The sequence below is a fragment of the Providencia sp. PROV272 genome, assembly GCF_049901975.1.
GTDB classification, from domain to species: Bacteria; Pseudomonadota; Gammaproteobacteria; order Enterobacterales; family Enterobacteriaceae; genus Providencia; species Providencia stuartii.
The window spans coordinates 3764137-3784038 of record NZ_CP096291.1 but is presented as its reverse complement, the minus strand read 5'-3'; the positions used below and the strand labels follow the sequence as shown (position 1 = coordinate 3784038).

General features: G+C 43.4%; 19 protein-coding genes. 16 read left to right on the top strand and 3 right to left on the bottom strand.

The window, feature by feature from the left end; translation table 11 throughout:
• Nucleotides 1-6 precede the first annotated feature (6 nt).
• From mutL to M1E93_RS17510, 7 genes are all read left to right on the top strand, one after another.
• The gene (gene mutL / locus M1E93_RS17540; protein ID WP_426207038.1) at nucleotides 7-1962 is read left to right on the top strand and encodes a DNA mismatch repair endonuclease MutL; all 1956 of its coding nucleotides are present in this window, start codon (nucleotides 7-9) and stop codon (nucleotides 1960-1962) included.
• Nucleotides 1955-2896: a tRNA (adenosine(37)-N6)-dimethylallyltransferase MiaA gene (miaA, locus tag M1E93_RS17535; RefSeq protein ID WP_004915633.1), complete on the top strand. Its 942-nt coding sequence runs from the start codon at nucleotides 1955-1957 to the stop codon at nucleotides 2894-2896. The genes mutL and miaA overlap by 8 nt, the downstream gene beginning before the upstream one ends.
• 106 nt (nucleotides 2897-3002) lie before the next feature.
• Nucleotides 3003-3299, top strand: a complete 297-nt coding sequence (gene hfq / locus M1E93_RS17530; protein ID WP_004915637.1) for an RNA chaperone Hfq — start codon at nucleotides 3003-3005, stop codon at nucleotides 3297-3299.
• Nucleotides 3300-3400: 101 nt separating this feature from the next.
• Nucleotides 3401-4681: a ribosome rescue GTPase HflX gene (gene hflX, locus M1E93_RS17525; RefSeq protein ID WP_104873167.1), complete on the top strand. Its 1281-nt coding sequence runs from the start codon at nucleotides 3401-3403 to the stop codon at nucleotides 4679-4681.
• 86 nt (nucleotides 4682-4767) lie between these two features.
• A complete protein-coding gene (hflK, locus tag M1E93_RS17520) occupies nucleotides 4768-5982 on the top strand; it encodes an FtsH protease activity modulator HflK (RefSeq protein ID WP_004915644.1) in 1215 nt (404 codons plus the stop codon).
• Nucleotides 5983-5984: 2 nt separating this feature from the next.
• On the top strand, nucleotides 5985-6986 hold the full coding sequence (gene hflC, locus M1E93_RS17515; protein WP_004915648.1) for a protease modulator HflC: 1002 nt from the start codon (nucleotides 5985-5987) through the stop codon (nucleotides 6984-6986).
• Nucleotides 6987-7237: 251 nt separating this feature from the next.
• Nucleotides 7238-8539 carry an adenylosuccinate synthase gene (locus tag M1E93_RS17510; RefSeq protein WP_014657305.1) on the top strand — a complete coding sequence of 434 codons (1302 nt, stop codon included), beginning with the start codon at nucleotides 7238-7240 and terminating at the stop codon, nucleotides 8537-8539.
• A gap of 63 nt (nucleotides 8540-8602) precedes the next feature.
• Here the strand turns inward: M1E93_RS17510 and M1E93_RS17505 are convergent, their stop codons facing one another.
• Nucleotides 8603-9805 carry a mechanosensitive ion channel family protein gene (locus tag M1E93_RS17505; RefSeq protein WP_104873168.1) on the bottom strand — a complete coding sequence of 401 codons (1203 nt, stop codon included), beginning with the start codon at nucleotides 9803-9805 and terminating at the stop codon, nucleotides 8603-8605.
• 455 nt (nucleotides 9806-10260) lie between these two features.
• Between M1E93_RS17505 and nsrR the strand changes: the two genes are divergently transcribed.
• From nsrR to rplI, 7 genes are all read left to right on the top strand, one after another.
• Complete coding sequence (gene nsrR / locus M1E93_RS17500) at nucleotides 10261-10683, top strand: nitric oxide-sensing transcriptional repressor NsrR (RefSeq protein ID WP_014657306.1); 423 nt, start codon at nucleotides 10261-10263, stop codon at nucleotides 10681-10683.
• A gap of 42 nt (nucleotides 10684-10725) precedes the next feature.
• On the top strand, nucleotides 10726-13200 hold the full coding sequence (gene rnr / locus M1E93_RS17495) for a ribonuclease R (protein ID WP_040132542.1): 2475 nt from the start codon (nucleotides 10726-10728) through the stop codon (nucleotides 13198-13200).
• Nucleotides 13201-13267: 67 nt separating this feature from the next.
• Entirely contained in the window at nucleotides 13268-14017 is a 750-nt protein-coding gene (rlmB, locus tag M1E93_RS17490; RefSeq protein WP_060561485.1) for a 23S rRNA (guanosine(2251)-2'-O)-methyltransferase RlmB, read from the top strand.
• Between the two features lie 156 nt (nucleotides 14018-14173).
• A complete protein-coding gene (gene rpsF, locus M1E93_RS17485; RefSeq protein ID WP_004915670.1) occupies nucleotides 14174-14569 on the top strand; it encodes a 30S ribosomal protein S6 in 396 nt (131 codons plus the stop codon).
• Between the two features lie 8 nt (nucleotides 14570-14577).
• Nucleotides 14578-14895 carry a primosomal replication protein N gene (gene priB / locus M1E93_RS17480; protein WP_071599631.1) on the top strand — a complete coding sequence of 106 codons (318 nt, stop codon included), beginning with the start codon at nucleotides 14578-14580 and terminating at the stop codon, nucleotides 14893-14895.
• A 4-nt stretch (nucleotides 14896-14899) separates the two neighbouring features.
• Nucleotides 14900-15127, top strand: a complete 228-nt coding sequence (rpsR, locus tag M1E93_RS17475; RefSeq protein ID WP_000135199.1) for a 30S ribosomal protein S18 — start codon at nucleotides 14900-14902, stop codon at nucleotides 15125-15127.
• Between the two features lie 38 nt (nucleotides 15128-15165).
• Nucleotides 15166-15615, top strand: coding sequence for a 50S ribosomal protein L9 (gene rplI, locus M1E93_RS17470; RefSeq protein WP_004915671.1), 450 nt, complete (start codon nucleotides 15166-15168; stop codon nucleotides 15613-15615).
• Between the two features lie 403 nt (nucleotides 15616-16018).
• Here the strand turns inward: rplI and M1E93_RS17465 are convergent, their stop codons facing one another.
• On the bottom strand, nucleotides 16019-16660 hold the full coding sequence (locus tag M1E93_RS17465) for a LysM-like peptidoglycan-binding domain-containing protein (RefSeq protein ID WP_004915675.1): 642 nt from the start codon (nucleotides 16658-16660) through the stop codon (nucleotides 16019-16021).
• Nucleotides 16661-16890: 230 nt separating this feature from the next.
• Between M1E93_RS17465 and fklB the strand changes: the two genes are divergently transcribed.
• On the top strand, nucleotides 16891-17511 hold the full coding sequence (gene fklB / locus M1E93_RS17460) for an FKBP-type peptidyl-prolyl cis-trans isomerase (RefSeq protein WP_004915679.1): 621 nt from the start codon (nucleotides 16891-16893) through the stop codon (nucleotides 17509-17511).
• A 95-nt stretch (nucleotides 17512-17606) separates the two neighbouring features.
• Here the strand turns inward: fklB and M1E93_RS17455 are convergent, their stop codons facing one another.
• Nucleotides 17607-18575, bottom strand: a complete 969-nt coding sequence (locus M1E93_RS17455) for a hypothetical protein (RefSeq protein WP_036942656.1) — start codon at nucleotides 18573-18575, stop codon at nucleotides 17607-17609.
• Nucleotides 18576-19161: 586 nt separating this feature from the next.
• Here M1E93_RS17455 and cysQ point away from each other — a divergent pair.
• Entirely contained in the window at nucleotides 19162-19902 is a 741-nt protein-coding gene (cysQ, locus tag M1E93_RS17450; protein ID WP_004915686.1) for a 3'(2'),5'-bisphosphate nucleotidase CysQ, read from the top strand.

Sequence of the window (19902 nt, the reverse complement as noted above, 5' to 3'; positions counted from 1 at the left end):
ATGGTGATGGCAATACAGATCCTCTCTCCCCAACTTGCTAACCAAATCGCTGCCGGCGAGGTTGTCGAACGCCCTGCCTCAGTGGTTAAAGAGTTGGTTGAAAACAGTCTCGATGCAGGTGCAACACGCATCGACATCGATATTGAACGTGGAGGAGAGAAGCTGATCCGTATTCGCGATAATGGTAGTGGGATCAGCAAAGATGAACTGGTCTTAGCGTTAGCGCGCCATGCGACCAGCAAAATTGCCACGTTAGATGACCTAGAAGCCATCATGAGTATGGGGTTCCGTGGTGAAGCACTGGCGAGTATTAGCTCCGTCTCTCGTTTGACGCTCACATCAAAACCGGCTGAGCAATCAGAGGCGTGGCAAGCTTATGCGGAAGGGCGAGATATGGCGGTGACCGTCAAACCCGCCGCTCACCCAAATGGCACCACCATAGAAGTGCTTGATCTATTCTACAATACGCCAGCGCGTCGCAAATTTATGCGTACCGAAAAAACCGAGTTTGGCCATATTGATGAGGTCGTCCGGCGTATCGCACTTTCTCGCCCTGATGTGACAATCAATTTGAACCATAATGGGAAGCTGGTGAAACAGTACCGCGCTGCAAAAGGGGAAGCTCAACAAGAGCGGCGGTTGGCAAACATCTGTGGCACAGGCTTTATGCAGGGGGCGCTAGCGATGTCTTGGGAGCATGGTGACCTTGGCATTAAAGGCTGGGTGGTTTCACCGTCTTCGACGCCAGTGAGTGATATTCAGTACTGTTATGTAAATGGTCGAATGATGCGCGATAGGTTAATTAACCATGCGATCCGCCAAGCGTATGAAGGGCATCTTGATGATAATCAACAGCCAGCCTATGTCCTTTATTTGACCATTGACCCCCAACAAGTGGATGTTAACGTCCATCCTGCTAAGCATGAAGTGCGTTTTCACCAAGCTCGGCTAGTGCATGATTTTATCTATCAAGGTGTGAGAACGGCCTTATTAAATGCGCATGAGCCAGATGAGTTGCCCGGTATTGAACCTGTTACCCATGAATTAACTAATCGTTCATCCGCGGGAGACAACTACTTTTCGTCATCATCCACGCTCAATGAAAACGATGAAAATGAGACGAGTCGCACGGCGCAACAGCAACATGACAGCACGGGCAGTAGTCGTTCGCATTCAGCCCCTTCCGTAGCGGCTACATCGCCGACATCAACAAATCATTTTAGTCGAGAAAAAAGCGCGTTTACGCCTTCTAATACGCATTATGACCGAAAAGCGGGGCAACTGTACCAAGCATTGATGTCTGTTCCTGTTGCTGAAGAAGATAAAAAGCCACTATTTCCTAGTCGGCAACCATTAGATGTTCCAGCAGTTTCTTCGCAATCAGTGGAAGAAAATACCAATAACTTCACATTTGGCAAAGTATTGACAATTTACGCAAAAAACTTTGCATTAATTGAGTCTTCATTAGGGCTAATCCTGTTATCCTTATCAGAAGCAAATTATTTACTGAAGTTGGCTCAGTTATCACCTGATGGCGAAGCGTTAAAACCTCAACCGTTGTTGATCCCGCTAAAATTATCACTTAATTCTGATGAAATTGCGGTTTTTCAGCGTAACAAGGAACAATTGACATTATTTGGTATTGAAGCCACGATATCTCATGGAAAAGTAACTATTCATGCGGTATCGTTACCGTTAAGAACGCAAAATTTATCTCAGCTTTTTTCGGGTTTACTGAATTTTTTGTCGACAAAAGAGCAGGCATCTCGTCAAGATATTGCTCAATGGCTTGCAAAAACAGTTTCACAAGAAAAAACACAAGAAAGCTGGAGCTTAGCACAAGCAGTTCAGTTACTCGCTGATGTTGAGCGGCTTTGTCCGCAGTATGTTAAAAAGCCGTCACCAACATTATTACAATTAATTAATTTACAATCCGTGGTAGCTACACTAACAAATGAGTGAACTTGTAACTCAGAAAAAACCGAATGCAATATTCCTGATGGGGCCAACGGCCTCAGGCAAGACAGCGTTAGCTATTGCTCTACGCCAACACTTGCCTGTTGAGATAATCAGTGTCGATTCGGCGTTGATCTACCGTGGTATGGACATCGGCACAGCGAAGCCAAATGCAGAGGAGCTTAGTCAAGCGCCTCATCGTCTGATCGATATACTCGATCCCTCTTTACCATACTCCGCTGCTGATTTCCGGCGAGACGCATTAAATGTAATGGAGGAAATAACTTCTCAAGGTAAAATTCCATTACTTGTGGGGGGCACAATGCTTTATTTTAAGGCATTACTAGAGGGGCTTTCGCCTTTGCCTTCTGCAGATCCCGCTACTCGTGCTGAGATTGAAAAAATTGCACAGCAGCAAGGGTGGGGTGAAATCCATCGTCGTTTAGCGGAGGTCGATCCGGTTGCGGCAGCGAGGATTCATCCTAATGATCCACAAAGATTATCCCGAGCTTTAGAGGTATATCTCATTTCAGGGCAAACTTTGACTGAAATGACACAAACAGCAGGTGAAGAATTACCTTATAATGTGTTTCAATTTGCTATTGCGCCCCAAGATCGTAAAATTTTACATCAGCGCATTGAACAACGTTTTCATCAGATGTTAGACGCCGGTTTTGAAGAGGAAGTTCGTGCTCTTTATGAACGGGGTGACCTCCATGTTGATTTACCCTCTATTCGTTGTGTGGGGTATCGGCAAATGTGGTCGTACCTAGAAGGCGAAACAGATTATGATGAAATGGTTTATCGGGGAATTTGTGCAACACGCCAATTGGCAAAACGTCAAATTACCTGGTTGAGAAGCTGGGAAAATGTTCATTGGTTAGATAGTGAACAACCACAGCAAGCGCTTAAGGCTGTTATGCAGGTTGTATGTGCATAGAGCTATGGTTTGTGTACAATTAGAACGCTAAGCGCAATTTTTGAGTAGTTAATTTTTGGAATCGAAAGGTTCTCATTTAAAAACAACAAAATAAGGAAAACATAGAATGGCTAAGGGGCAATCTTTGCAAGATCCGTTCCTGAACGCATTACGTCGTGAAAGGGTTCCGGTCTCAATTTATTTGGTTAACGGCATCAAATTGCAGGGTCAGATTGAATCTTTTGACCAGTTTGTCATTTTACTAAAAAACACGGTTAGTCAGATGGTTTATAAGCATGCTATCTCTACCGTTGTCCCTGCTCGCCCTGTTTCTCACCATAGTGGCAGTGCTACTGGCGGTGCGGGTAATGGTAACTACAACTCTGGTGCTTCAACTCAACAGGATGGCGAAGCTGCTGAGTAATACCAGTTGTGCGTTAAAATTCAAGGAAAACATGGGTAGGGAGACTTTACCTGTGTTTTTCCTTTGTATTTCTAGTGATTAAGCCTAAGAGGTTATAGCCCTTGTTTGATAGGTATGAAGGCGGTGAACTGGCTGTATTGGTGCATGTCTTTTTCTCCCAAGAAAAGGACACTGAAAATCTGGCAGAATTTGAGTCACTCGTGACATCGGCGGGTGTGAAACCTGTACAGATAGTAACAGGCAGTCGTAAGTCTCCCCATCCTAAATATTATGTTGGAGAAGGGAAAGCGGAAGAAATCGCTGAAGCTGTGAAGGAAAGTGGCGCAGATGTGGTGCTATTTAACCATACGCTGAGTCCAGCACAGGAACGTAATCTCGAAAGGTTATGCCAATGTAAGGTCGTTGACCGTACAGGGGTGATTTTAGATATTTTCGCTCAAAGGGCGCGGACACATGAAGGTAAACTTCAAGTTGAATTAGCGCAGTTACGCCATTTATCGACCCGTTTGGTAAGAGGATGGACGCACCTTGAGCGGCAAAAAGGTGGGATTGGTTTACGTGGTCCTGGTGAAACTCAGTTAGAGACAGACCGTCGGTTATTAAGGGGCAAAATTAGCCAAATTTTATCCCGTCTCAGCCGAGTAGAAAAACAACGTGAGCAAGGGCGCCAAGCACGAAATAAAGCGGATATTCCGACAATTTCGCTGGTGGGTTATACCAACGCCGGTAAATCAAGTTTATTTAACCGGATGACGGCTTCCGATGTTTACGCTGCTGACCAACTATTTGCAACACTTGATCCAACATTAAGACGTATTAACGTGGAAGATGTTGGGCCAGTAGTACTTGCGGATACTGTTGGTTTTATTCGTCACTTGCCACATGATTTGGTTGCTGCCTTTAAAGCAACACTGCAGGAAACGCGTGAAGCAACGTTATTGCTCCATGTTATTGATGCAGCAGATAGCCGTTTGGATGAAAATATTCACGCGGTCGAAAGTGTATTGGAAGAAATTGAAGCAGATGAGATCCCAACACTTTTAGTCATGAACAAAGTGGATATGCTGGAAGACTTCATCCCGCGTATCGACAAAAATGAGGATAACAAGCCTGTTCGTGTCTGGGTATCAGCACAAACGGGTGACGGTATCCCCTTGTTGCTACAAGCATTGACGGAACGCCTTTCAGGTGAAATCGCACACGTTGAAATGCGTTTGCCACCGAGTGAAGGCCGCTTACGTAGCCGTTTTTATCAACTCCAAGCCATTGAACGCGAGTGGCAGGAAGAAGATGGTTCAATTGGCCTTGAGGTGCGTATGCCGATGGTTGATTGGCAGCGTTTGTGCAAACAGGAACAACAATTGCCTAGCTATGTGATTTAACATATCGCTAGGAAATGGAATTGATATTAAGAGTTATTTGTTGCTCTTAACCCGAAAAATCAATCATAAAGATATGGAGCTAAAACATGGCGTGGAATCAGCCCGGTAATGACGGACAAGACCGCGATCCGTGGGGAAGCGGCAATAAAGGCGGCAACTCTGGCGGGAATAAAGGTGGTCGAAAACGTGGGGCTTCTGATCTCGACGATCTCTTTCGTAAGCTGAGCAACAAGCTTGGCGGTAAAAAAGGCGGCAGCGGTGGTGGTGATGGTGATAATAAACAGCCATTCCAAATCAGCGGTCGCTTTGGTGTATTGGCTCTCGCGGCAGTCGTCGTTGTATGGGCGGGTTCAGGTTTTTATACCATCAAGGAAAGTGACCGAGGTGTGATACTACGCTTTGGTGAATACAGTGGTATTGTCGGACCTGGTTTGAACTGGAAACCAACTTTTATTGATAAAGTGATTCCAGTTAACGTTGAAACCGTTCGTGAACAAGCGACGAATGGTATGATGTTAACCTCAGACGAAAACGTGATCCGCGTTGAGATGAACGTGCAGTATCGTGTGACTAATCCTAAAGAATATCTATTCAGCGTCACTAACCCTGATAACAGCTTACGTCAGGCACTTGATAGTGCAGTCCGTGGCGTAATCGGTCAGTCAGCGATGGAACAAGTGCTTACAACGAATCGAGCATTTATTCGTGATGTAACACAAAGGGATCTGGAAGCGACGATAGAGCCATACAAAATGGGGATTACGGTACTCGATGTTAACTTCCAAGCTGCTCGTCCGCCTGAAGATGTTAAGGCTGCCTTTGATGACGTAATTGCAGCACGGGAAGAAGAGCAAAAAACGATTCGTGAAGCACATGCTTATCGTAACGAAGTGCTACCAATGGCAAAAGGTAATGCGCAAAAACTGATCGAAGAAGCTGAAGCTTATAAGGCGAGTGTGGTCTTTAAAGCAGAGGGTGAGGTTGCAAGTTTTGCAAAAATGTTGCCTGAATATCGTGCAGCACCTGAAATTACCCGTGAACGACTCTACATTGATACCATGGAGCGTGTTTTAAGTAATACACGTAAAGTTATCGCTAATGATAAGAGTAATAGCATGTTAGTACTGCCATTAGAGCAATTAATGCGTGGTAATAACAACAATACAGCAGCACCAAAAACGGGCTTAGAACCAAAAGTGATGAATCCAAATACGACTAACAATTCATCATCTTCGGGTACTCAGCCTGCACAGCAAAGCAGTAATGTGCGCGGTGATACTGTTCGAGTAGGGAGACAATAATCATGCGTAATTCGCTAATTGTTATTATTATTGCTATTTTGGCAGTCGCTTACGCATCCATTTTTATTGTCCCTCAAGCCGATCGCGGTATTGTGCTGCGTTTTGGTAAGGTTGTGCGTGACGCTGACAATAAACCTATCATTTATGAGCCAGGTTTGCATTTTAAAGTGCCTTTCATCGAAACGGTGAAAATGCTTGATGCGCGTATTCAGACATTGGAAATCCAAGCTGACCGCTATTTGACAAGTGAAAACAAAGACTTGATGGTAGACTCCTACCTGAAATGGCGCATTACTGACTTTAGCCGTTATTATGTGGCAACGGGTGGTGGTAGCTCAGATCAAGCTGAAACATTCTTAAAACGTAAGTTTAGTGACCGTTTGCGCTCTGAGTTTGGTCGTCTGAGTGTTAAAGATATTATTACAGACTCACGTGGTCGTTTGACTGTTGATGTACGCGAAGCTCTGAACGTAGGTTCAGCATCTGATGAATCGACTAAGGAAGTCGATGCAGAGATTGCTTCTGCGGCAGCGCGCGTTGAAGAAGAGACTAACTTAACGCCGTTAGTCGCTAACGCAAACAGTATGGCTGCTTTAGGGATTGAAGTTGTTGACGTTCGTATCAAACGTATTGAGTTACCGAACGAAGTTTCTGAGGCTATCTATGCGCGTATGCGTGCAGAGCGTGAAGCGGTTGCACGTCAGCATCGTTCACAAGGCCAAGAAGAAGCCACGAAGATCCGTGCGGTGGCTGATAAAACTGTGACTGAAACGTTAGCAGAAGCTGAACGTACAGCATTGACTCTACGCGGTGAAGGGGATGCGATGGCAACAAAACTGTTTGCTGACGCATTCAACCAAGACCCAGAGTTTTATGCCTTTATCCGTAGCTTACGTGCCTATGAGCACAGCTTTAATAGCGGTGAGGACGTGATGGTATTAAGCCCAGACACAGACTTCTTCCGCTTTATGAAAGCACCAACCAAGTTGCGTGCAACGGATTAAAATAACTGTTAAGCTAATAAAGAAAAGCCCGCTTCGCGGGCTTTTTTTACGTCTGTCTCTTTAATTATTAGATTTTTCAGGGAAAACTAATACTGTTTAATCTGGTCGCTATCAGTTGGATTGATGACAGAAATAAAAAAGGCCATTTTTTCTTGCTTTCCAGAAAAAAATTTTTTGCTGTGCAAAAAATCACTGGAACAGATTATTTTAGATGGTAGAATTCATTTTTAAGCAACCGAGTGTATTTTGAAATGGGTAAGAACGTTGTCGTACTGGGCACCCAATGGGGTGACGAAGGAAAGGGCAAGATCGTCGACTTGCTGACAGAGCGTGCTAAATATGTAGTTCGCTATCAGGGCGGCCATAATGCTGGCCATACTCTTGTTGTAAACGGTGAAAAAACCGTTCTCCACTTAATTCCATCCGGTATTCTTCGTGAAAATGTCATCAGCATTATTGCTAATGGTGTCGTACTCGCACCTGACGCATTGATGAAAGAGATGAAGCAATTAGAAGATCGCGGTGTTCCTGTTCGCGAACGCTTACGTATTTCTGAAGCATGCCCACTGATCCTGCCTTATCATATCGCATTAGACAATGCGCGCGAAAAAGCGCGTGGCGCGAAAGCGATTGGTACTACGGGTCGTGGTATTGGTCCTGCTTATGAAGACAAAGTTGCTCGCCGTGGCCTGCGCGTTGGCGATCTGTTTGACAAAGCAACCTTTGCTGAAAAACTAAAAGAAATTGTTGAATACCACAACTTCCAGTTGGTGAATTACTATAAAGAACCCGCTGTTGATTATCAGAAAACCCTTGATGATATCATGGCAGTCGCTGATATTCTGACTGGCATGGTAGTTGATGTTTCTGATCTGCTCTATAAAGCACATCAGAAGAATGAATTAGTCATGTTCGAAGGTGCACAAGGCACTTTATTGGATATTGACCACGGTACTTATCCGTACGTGACCTCTTCCAACACAACCGCGGGTGGTGTTGCGACAGGTTCAGGCTTAGGCCCACGTTATGTAAGCTATGTTTTGGGTATCATTAAAGCTTACTCTACTCGTGTAGGGGCTGGTCCATTCCCAACTGAGTTATTTGACGAAACGGGTGATTTCCTACGTGAAAAAGGCCAAGAGTTCGGTGCAACAACAGGTCGTAAGCGCCGCACGGGTTGGTTAGATATCGTGGCGATTAACCGTGCTGTTCAGATCAACTCACTGTCTGGCTTCTGTATGACGAAACTAGACGTTTTAGATGGCCTGAAAGAAGTAAAAATTTGTGTAGGCTATCGTCGTCCAGATGGTACTGTTCTTGAAACAACACCATTAGCTGCTGATGAGTGGGAAGGTTTAGAGCCTGTCTATGAAGTATTACCAGGCTGGAGCGAAACAACGTTCGGTGTGAAAGACAGAGCGCTGTTACCACAAGCTGCGTTAGACTATATCAAGCGTGTTGAAGAGTTGACTGGTGTTCCGGTTGATATCATCTCAACAGGTCCTGATCGTTCAGAAACGATGATCTTACGCGACCCGTTTGACGCTGAATAATATCGAGCCTAATCTTTAGGTTTAGAGAAAAAACACCGAATATTTCGGTGTTTTTTTTATCAATTAATCACGTTTTAAATGGGCTAAATCGCTACCGGATGGGTGTTGATAGATCCGTAATTTGAAATATTTAGCGGATGCGTTGACGTACTCGAATATTTCCGACTGCACTTCTTCATAATCCACCCAAGTTGTGGAACGAGTAAAACAGTATATTTCGACAGGAAGACCATTAGGTGTTGGTGGCATGGTTCTGATCACTAAATACATATCAGCTCTGACATCCCCGCGCATTTTTATCCAATTTAAAATATATTTTCTAAACAATTGGAGATTGGTCACGCCATTGTCAATCATCCATTCATTGATATTACCGAGTTCGCCTTTCTCTTCGAGCATCGTTTCTAGGCTTTTACGCAGTGGTGCCGTATTCTTTAATTCATTCAATAACGCTTCGGTTGCAAATTCAATTGATGATTGGTCGATATAAAAACTACGCTTAATCCTACGGCCACCCGAAGAGAACATGGGTTGCCAGTTTGTGTATTTCTCCGTGAGAAAATCTTTAGTCGGAATACGTGAAATCGTGTTATCCCAATTACGAATGGTGATGGTGTGCAGTGCGATATCGATGACTTCACCGCTAATATTACTACTTGGTAGCTCTATCCAATCATAAAGTTTTAAGACTTTCCCATTAGAAACTAAAATATTTGCTACAAACGACAGTAAGGTATGTTGGAATACAAACATTAATACCGCTGCGATTGCACCAAAACTGGAAATAATAATGACAGGTGACTGGTCCGTCATTAATGCGATAATAAGGATAAATGAAATAATCCAAACAATAATTTTGGCGATTTCAATATACCCTTTGATGGAGTTATTTCGATGCAAAGTTCGGGTCGTTTGCCGTAAAATAAAGACATCAAGGCCATCATTGACTAGCCCTGCACCATTGATCACAATGAGCGACCAACAAATGGTTTTGAAGGTTATATTGACTTCATCGGAGAATGAGGGCAGCAACTGATTAAGGTAAAGTACCAAGGTTACAGCGACAATTGAGGCTATTTTCTTCGCAACACCATCAATCAAGTCATCATCGGTTAAGTTAGTCAGTAACGGTAGCAACTGTCGGGCAAACCGCAAAAAAATCACTTTTCCCACAAACCAAGTGAGCAGCAGGATCACGACTAAAAGCGAGGTCATTAATAGGGTGTTGTTCGAGATAACATTATAAATTTCAGCAAGTTGTTCCATAGTATCCTACATCATATCCTCAATGTGCTGATGGCTTATTATAAAATGAGCAAACTAAAAAGAATTGATGATAAAAGTGATATATAGGTTTTCGGTTCACTCTAATATCCTTTTAGATAGTGCAAATCCACGAGTGGCCTTAGCAATCTATGTTATTATAGGTATGATTAGCGTTATGGCATTACTCGCTATTGACATATTATTAGTCAAATTATGTCAATAAAACACCGCATAATGGCAAATAATCATAGATATGTATTGTTATTGAGGGGATATTACCTCTTTGTGGTAAGCTAAACTAGAATGAAAAGGTCGCTTATGGTTGCAAATTAAAGCGTTATTCGTCGTAGTTATTGGGTATAAAACAGTAACGGGGTGTGATGTCGCTACAATTTGAAATTAATAAGTAGGTAAAGTCAGATAACCATTGGCAAAGCCGAAATTTTGAGGTGATTGTGCAACTAACGAGTTTTACAGATTATGGGTTACGTGCTCTGATTTACTTGGCATCCCTTCCTGAAGGGAAAATGACCAGTATCACAGAAGTTACTGAAGTTTATGGAGTCTCCCGCAATCATATGGTTAAGATTATTAATCAGCTCAGTCATCTTGGTTATGTTAAAGCAACGCGAGGTAAAAATGGCGGGATCACCCTAGGCCAACCCGCGGAAACGATCCGTGTTGGGGATGTAGTAAGAGCTCTGGAACCTCTGACACTGGTGAACTGTAGTGGTGAATTTTGTCATATTACGCCAGCCTGCCGTTTGAAGGGTGTGCTTCATCAGGCAATACAACAATTTTTAAAAGAACTCGATAAACATACGCTGGCTGATATGGTGAAAGACAACAGCCCGCTTTATCAATTACTGCTTGATTAAATGATGCGGTAATTACAAATTCTGATGACAACGGAGGTAACGATGTCACGCGATCCTTTTCAGGAAAGAGAAGCAGAAAAATACGACTCCCCAATTCCTAGCAGAGAATTCATTCTCGAACTCCTCACTAAGCGCTCGGCTCCAGCAAAACGTGAAGAAATTGCACAATTATTAAACCTCTCTTCTGAAGAAGAGTTAGAAGCATTACGCCGTCGCCTGCGTGCAATGGAGCGTGATGGGCAATTGGTGTTTACCCGCCGCCAATGTTACGCACTACCTGAGCGTTTAGACCTCCTCAAAGGAAAAGTAATAGGTCACCGTGATGGTTATGGCTTCTTGCGAGTTGAAGGTAAAAAAGAAGATTACTATTTGTCACAAGACGAAATGAAACGTGCATTGCACGGTGATGTTATTTTAGCACAAGCTTATGGTCAGGACCGTAAAGGGCGTACAGAAGTACGTGTGGTCCGTGTCCTTGAGCCTCGTAATAACCAAATTGTTGGTCGCTATTTTATTGAGTCAGGTATGGGGTTTGTTGTGCCTGATGATAGCCGCTTAAGCTTCGATATTTTGATCCCTAAAGACCAAATTAATGGTGCGCGAATGGGGAACGTGGTGGTGGTTGAATTAATCACGAGACCACAGCGTCGCTCTCAGGCGGTAGGTCATATTATTGAAGTATTAGGGGAAAGTATGGGAACGGGAATGGCAGTCGAAATTGCCTTGCGTACCCATGAAATCCCACATACATGGCCCCCTCAAGTGGAAAAGCAGGTCGCTGACTTAAATGAACAAGTACCAGAGTCTGCTAAAAAAGGCCGCGTCGATTTACGTGATTTGCCACTCGTGACTATCGATGGTGAAGATGCTCGTGACTTTGATGATGCAGTACACTGTGCGCCGAAAAAAGGCGGTGGCTGGCGCTTGTGGGTTGCGATAGCTGATGTTAGCTATTATGTTCGTCAACAAACCGCCCTTGATGATGAGGCGCGTAGCCGCGGTAACTCGGTCTATTTCCCATCACAAGTTGTTCCGATGTTACCGGAAGTGTTATCGAACGGCCTGTGTTCACTGAATCCAGGTGTCGATCGCTTGTGTATGGTATGCGAAATGACCGTGTCGGCATCTGGTCGCTTATCATCATATAAATTCTATGAAGCGGTGATGAACTCTCACGCAAGATTAACCTACACTAAAGTATGGAAAATCTTGCAAGGTGATGAAGAGTTACGCGAACACTACAAAGCATTAGTGCCTCATATTGAACAGCTTCATGCTCTGTATAAAACGTTAGATAATGCACGTATTGACCGCGGGGCTATCTCTTTTGAATCTGAAGAAGCGAAGTTTATCTTTAATGCTGAACGTCGTATTGAGCGTATTGAGCCTGTAGAGCGTAATGATGCTCATAAACTGATTGAAGAGTGTATGATCTTAGCCAACATTGCGGCGGCTCGTTTTGTTGAAAAACATGAAGAGCCTGCATTGTATCGTGTGCATGATCGCCCGAAAGAAGAGAGTGTGATGAATTTACGTTCTGTATTTAGTGAGTTAGGGTTAACCTTGCCGGGGGGAATGAAACCGGAGCCGAAAGATTATGCACAGGTCATGAATGAAGTGGCTGACCGTCCTGACCATGAGTTGCTGCAAACCATGATCTTGCGGTCAATGAAGCAAGCCATTTATGATCCAGAAAACCGAGGTCACTTTGGGCTTGCTTTAAAATCCTACGCTCACTTTACATCGCCAATTCGTCGTTATCCCGATCTAACGTTGCATAGAGGTATCAAGTACTTACTGGCTAAAGAGCAGGGGCATACCGATCATCGTTGGACGCCAACAGGTGGCTGGCACTACGATATGGATAGCATGTTGCAGTTAGGTGAACATTGCTCAATGACTGAGCGCCGTGCCGATGAGGCGACTCGCGATGTGGCGGATTGGTTAAAATGTGACTTTATGCAAGACCAAGTTGGTCAAGTGTTTACTGGGTTGATTACCAGTGTGACAGGCTTTGGCTTCTTTGTACGCCTTAATGATTTGTTCATTGATGGCTTAGTGCATGTTTCGACGCTGGATAACGATTACTATCGCTATGATGCTGTGGGTCAACGTTTGATTGGTGAATCATCGGGAACCACATATCGACTTGGTGATGAAGTTGAAATTCGTGTTGAAGCCGTGCATATGGATGAGCGTACGATTGATTTCGCGTTGATTTCAACGACACGTAAAGCTAAAAATCCGGGTAAAACAGCCCGCGATAAAATGAAAAAAGAAGTCAAAAATGCTACTAAATCCGCGCGTGGTAAACGCGATGTAAGCCGAGATAAAAACTTCGAGCCTGATTCAGCATTCCGTCGCTCAGACAAAAATGGCAAGAAAACGGATAAAAAAGCGGGTAAGAAGGCAGAGACAAAGGCGAAAGGTAAAAAAGCCTCTGACAAAACGAAGAAAATCAGTGCAAAATTAAAAGCAAAACGTGCAGCGAAAAAAGCCCAGAAGCAAGAAGGGTAATTGACCCTGCTGAATCAAATAAGGTGGCGTAATGCCACCTTGAATTCTATCAACAAAAAAGATATTTATGAGCGAAATTATTTACGGCATTCATGCGGTGAAAGCCTTACTTGATCGTGACGCATCACGGTTCAAAGAAGTCTATATTTTAAAAGGGCGTGAAGATCGCCGTCTAATGCCGATTATCCAGGAAATCGAGTCACTGGGTATTGTTGTACAAGTGGCGAATCGTCAATGGATGGATGCACAAACAGAAGGCGCGGTTCATCAAGGGATCATTGCGAAAGTGTTGCCGGGTAAACAGTACCAAGAGGGTGATTTACCTGATTTTCTTGAAAGTACAGACACGCCTTTTTTATTAGTTTTAGATGGTGTTACTGATCCTCATAACTTAGGGGCATGCTTGCGTAGTGCTGATGCCGCCGGTGTTCATGCGGTGATTGTGCCAAAAGATAAGTCTGCACAGTTAAATGCGACAGCAAAAAAAGTGGCATGCGGTGCGGCTGAAAGTGTTCCGCTATTCCGTGTGACAAACTTAGCCAGAACATTGCGTCTGTTAAAAGAGTACAATGTGTGGATTGTTGGTACTGCTGGTGAAGCCGATCATACGCTTTATCAAAGTAAGCTCACAGGGCCAATGGCATTGGTGATGGGAGCGGAAGGTGAAGGTATGCGCCGTTTGACTCGTGAACATTGTGATGAGTTGATCAGCATTCCTATGGCGGGTACTGTTTCGTCACTGAATGTCTCTGTTGCAACAGGGATTTGTTTGTTTGAAGCGGTTCGTCAACGTGCCGAGAAGTCAGCCGTAGAATAAATATTCTCTGATATTTGTCTCCATCCCTTGAGTTTTTTCTCAGGGATGGGTATAGTTACGCGTCAATTTTTTAGCCGCACTCAACAAGTTCCTTGCCTCCGCGGGCCGCGGTTAACCCTGACAGGAGGCTGAATAATCCGTAAGGAGCAACTACTAATGCGTCATTACGAAATCGTTTTTATGGTCCATCCTGACCAAAGCGAACAGGTTCCGGGCATGATCGAGCGTTACAGTGCGACAATCACTAACGCACAAGGTCAGATCCACCGTCTGGAAGACTGGGGCCGTCGTCAACTGGCTTACCCAATCAATAAACTGCACAAAGCTCACTATGTTCTGATGAACGTAGAAGCTCCACAGGAAGCGATTGATGAGCTGGAAACTAACTTCCGCTTCAACGATGCCGTTATCCGCAGCATGGTTATGCGCGTTAAACACGCGGTGACAGAAGCTTCTCCAATGGTTAAAGCTAAAGACGAACGTCGTAGCCGTGACCTGGCTGATGAATATCAGGATGAAGAAGCTGAAGAAGCTGGGGATTCTGAAGAGTAATTGCGCAGGTGTTCACTAATCGTTTGGTGCTCACAGGCACGGTCTGTAAAGCATTAATTCGAAAAGTGAGTCCGTCGGGTATTCCTCACTGCCAGTTTGTTTTAGAACATCGTTCACAACAACAGGAAGCGGGATTGACTCGGCAAGCATGGTGCAGAATGCCCATCATTGTTAGCGGACAAGCCTTACAAGCCCATACTCACAGTATAACGGTCGGCAGTCGAATTACAGTGACAGGTTTTATTAGTACCCATCAAGGGCGCAATGGACTGAGTAAACTGGTTCTTCATGCCGAGCAGATTGATTTGATAGATTCTGGAGACTAGCCATATGGCACGTTATTTCCGTCGTCGCAAGTTCTGCCGTTTCACAGCGGAAGGCGTTCAAGAGATCGACTATAAAGATATCGCAACGCTGAAAAACTATATCACTGAAAGTGGTAAAATTGTACCAAGCCGTATCACCGGTACTCGTGCAAAATATCAGCGTCAGCTCGCTCGTGCTATCAAGCGCGCTCGCTACCTGTCTCTGTTGCCATATACTGATCGTCATCAGTAATTGGTACAGTCCATTAACGACTTTAAGAGGATAAGGTAATGCAAGTTATTCTGCTTGATAAAGTAGCTAACCTAGGTAGCCTGGGTGATCAGGTTAACGTTAAATCGGGCTATGCTCGTAACTACTTAGTTCCACAGGGCAAAGCTGTTCCTGCAACTAAGAAAAACATCGAATTCTTCGAAGCTCGCCGTGCTGAACTAGAAGCTAAATTGGCTGAAGTTCTGGCAGCAGCTCAAGCTCGTGCAGAAGCTGTTAATGCACTGGGCTCTGTGACTATTGCTTCTAAAGCAGGTGACGAAGGTAAACTGTTTGGTTCTATCGGTACTCGTGATATCGCTGATGCAGTCACTGCAGCAGGCGTTGCAATCGCGAAAAGCGAAGTTCGCCTACCAAACGGCGTTCTGCGTACTACTGGTGACCACGAAGTTCACTTCCAGTTACACAGCGATGTTTTTGCTGAGCTGAACGTTATCATCGTTGCTGAGTAATCAAAAATGATGGTAGTACTATCGGACTTATTCGATGGTACAAAAAAACACCGGCTTGTCCGGTGTTTTTTATTGCCTAAAAACCGTTATTTTTACTTAAAAGTCGTAAGCGTTTTACCTATCCTGCTGCTTTCCACGAAATAACCTTATTCACACCACTCCATCCTATATCGAGTACAGTGATACCACTGATTTGCGACTTTGATAGAAAATGGCAATAGCCTAATTTTTTCAAGTGTGAGTTAGAGTTGGAGCAATCGAGCTAAATGCGATTGCGTAATAGCAAATTTACCGCGTAAGGTTGATTGACAGTATGTGGCATAAAGCGAAATGGGATTTTTTGTATAAACATTAATGCCCCAGCTATTGCCTGATAGTGGAGCGTTAATGTTTTAACGAATAACTAAGGTGTACGGTAGTAACTACCATCACTTAAACGGGCAAAACTAACCGTTTTACCTTCCGCAGTTGTCACTTCTAAAAGCTGTACCTCACCTTTGGCATTCGCTTTCAAACGAATTTTCTGCCCTTGGCGCAAGTTACTCAATGGTTTTTCTGGGCCTTCAACGCGTGCCATGATAAATGCATCGTTGGCTTGCAGATGATTGTCACGAAATAACTGAGCCAGTGTTTTTCCTTTTTGGACTTGATAATTTTGCCAATTATTAGTGGAAGGACGCGTAGCTGGACGCTTCTCTTGCTCTGTTGGTGTGGTCTGTTTTGGCTCTGATGGTGTGACCGGTTGCTTAGGTTGCTCGACAGTGGTAGGTGGAACGGTTTCAACGGGAGGCTCTTGAATAATTTCAGGCTCATTAGGTAAACGCGTTTGTGTGTCGTCTGTTCCACTACTGATGGTTGGCTCCTCCGAAGGGGCTTGGGTCACAATTTCCGGTGCTGTGGGTGGTGGAACTACAATAGGTTGTGGCTGATTTTGTGCTATTTGCTGATCGCTGTTTTTGTCATCGACAGGTATAAAAAACGCCGCGATGATAATGATCGTTAAAACAGCAATACCAATACGATGAAATATTGAAAGTTTAAACATGACTCCTCCTTGATTGAGGAAACCCTAACAACAGGCAAAATAACTTGTGATAACAAGAATACTAGCACTGATTTGTAGTAATTTGATTACCCTAAGTTATTTTTCAGAGAACACTGAGCGGGATCAGGCTGTCCGAAAGGCTTTTATTCTTGATAGGCATTGTTTAGGTTTACCCATAAGAGAGGGGCTGTTATCCTTGGTTTTTTATCAAAAACCATACAGGTATTTTCATGGCAAACCAAAATTTTGATTCAGTAGAAGCTCAAGCAAGCTACGGTATTGGCCTGCAAGTTGGTCAACAACTATTAGAGTCTGGCTTAGAAGGCCTAGAGCCGGCAGCTATCTTAGCGGGTCTTACTGACGCATTAGAAGGTAATATGCCTTCAGTTCCCGTCGAAGCGCTACATAAAGCGTTACGTGAAATCCATGAGCGTGCAGATGCTGTTCGTGTAGCTCGCCAAGAAGCGATGGCCGCAGAAGGCCGTGCATTCCTTGAAGAAAACCAAAAACGTGAAGGTGTCTCAACCACTGAGTCTGGTTTGCAATTTTCTGTCATTAACCAAGGCGAAGGCGCAATTCCTACACGTACAGACCGTGTTCGCGTACATTATACCGGTCGCTTGATTGATGGTACTGTATTTGACAGCTCAGTGCAGCGCGGTCAACCCGCAGAGTTCCCTGTTAGCGGCGTTATTCAAGGTTGGATTGAAGCATTAACACTGATGCCTGTCGGTTCTAAATGGGAACTTTATATCCCTTCCGAGCTTGCTTATGGCGAACGTGGTGCAGGCGCATCTATTCCGCCATTCAGCACGCTAGTCTTTGAAGTTGAGTTACTCGAAATTCTGTAATCTTGGCGGTCAGTATAACTGACTAAGCTACTATCAGGGCTTTGCAGGTCAGCCTTTTTATTATGAAGGCGAGGCCGCAAAGCCCTTTTTATGTTTTAAGCGGTAGGCGTAATTGTGGGTGAATCTTTTTTCGTTCTAAACACCCGTTTATTTATAAGACGTGCAATGATAATAAAAATCACAATACCAACGATGACGAAGAACTTATCTAAAGTGGCGATTTGTTGATTGGCCTTTATTGATAAATAGAGTAAGAATGCTAACAGGCTCATTATCGCCAGTAGTATAATGGTATTAATGAACGAAAGAAGCATTAAACGTTTTACCTTGAGTTGACTTCCTTGGAAAGGAATTGATCTATATATACTTAAAAGGAAGATAACGATAGCAGCTGCTGTTGCAGGAAATAACATGTCAGACGCTTGGTAACTCAGAAGCAAGAAACCTTTTAATATCAGTTGATTCTCCTTGAATAATGCAATGCTATATACTGTGATAAAGGTGATAACAAGCGTAAAACATAACATGGTTATGGTATAGAGTGCATTGTAAATTAACCCATGATTTTTTTTTGTTAATACGAAATCATGACGCGCTTTTTTACAAAAAAATATTCTTGGTATAAATAGCAAAATAAGTATCAAGACGTTGATAATGCTAACTATAATGGAAAACCTGTAGGCATACACTAAGCTGGGGCGATGATATAATCCTATCCCTCCAAATGTCTTGTTCATGACTATGCCACTTAAGTGTTGCGTAAATTTGAGAATAAAAAAGTAGACAATGGCAATACCCGCAACAATAAGGATATTTTTAAGGTTAGCTTGGTTCAATTTGGTGTAGTAAAAGATAAGGCAAGTGGAAAGTAGGAAGATAAAAATCTTAATGAACCACTCTACCCTTAGGCCATATATAATCGAATTTAAATAATGCGGTGGCGCGTATAATAATGGTTGGATTGTCACGCTATAAAACCACAAATATTCAGTGAGGATCCAAACACTCACAAATATGGCGGGTAATCTAAAAAAAGAGAGTTTGGCTGCATTTGATTGACTCATTTTTATTCCTAAATTTTAGAGAATCACATAATTGATAGCGGTGATATATAAATAGAAGATTACATTCCCGTTCAAAAATGCTATCAAGCTTACTGTCATTTTTACTTATTGTTCTGTATGGCATTAAATCATAATGCGTTGTTGCTACTCGAGAATGGATCATAACGTTTGCTATCTTAATGTTGCCATCGGGCATAAATATAGGAATTTTTCTTAGTAGCGTGAGAGCTAAAAACCTAAACTAACTTCGGATATATATTCACAATCTATAATTGCTTTTATTTAAAAGAAGCTCACGGCTCTCGCTTATTTGTTTCTTACGCATACAAAACAACGGATTAAGCAATATCACTATTGCAAATGTCGAGTAATAAATCAAACTCAAAGCAAAATATAAAGCACTATTCTGATATAACGCAACATTTCCCCAAGAACACTATTCTTTTCATTAATTGAAACTACTTAGAAAGAAAATAATGTAGATTGATAAGGTAAGTGTGAACGGTTTCTGTGGCTTCAATTAGCGTGCACTTACTATCTATGGCTGTTAATCTTAAGGTAAAGAGTGATGGAAAAGAGGTGAATCATGCTAAAACAAATTTGTGAACTGGCTATCGATGCAGGCTCTGCCATTATGGAGATCTATCATGCTCAAGAACCGCTACAAGTTGAGCAAAAAAGCGATAAATCTCCGGTGACGGCTGCGGATATTGCCGCTCATCAAATTATTACAGCGGGTTTGACTCGCATTGCACCGGATATTCCTCAGTTATCTGAAGAAGACCCCCCTTCATGGAATGAACGCAAAGGTTGGCAACGGTATTGGTTGGTTGATCCACTTGATGGCACAAAAGAATTTATTCATCGTAATGGGGATTTTACCGTTAACATTGCCTTGATTGAAAAGGGTATGCCCGTTATGGGGGTTATTTATGCGCCCGCCAAAGGCTTGCTCTATTATGCGGAGGGTAATCAAGCGTGGAAAGAAGAGGGTGGGCATAAACAGTCAATCCATGTTAAAGATATAACACCTCCAATCATAGCGATTAGCCGCTCTCATCAAGACGCTGAATTACGTGATTACCTTGCACAATTGGGGAACCATGACACGGTAGAAATTGGCTCATCATTAAAATTTTGCTTGGTAGCGGAAGGGAAAGCGCAGCTCTATCCTCGCTTTGGGCCAACTAACATTTGGGATACAGCAGCAGGGCATGCAATCGCAATGGCAGCTGGGGCTAAGGTGCTTGATTGGAATGGCAAAACATTAGATTACACACCACGTGAATCCTTTTTAAACCCAGGTTTTCGCGTAACGTTATTTTAA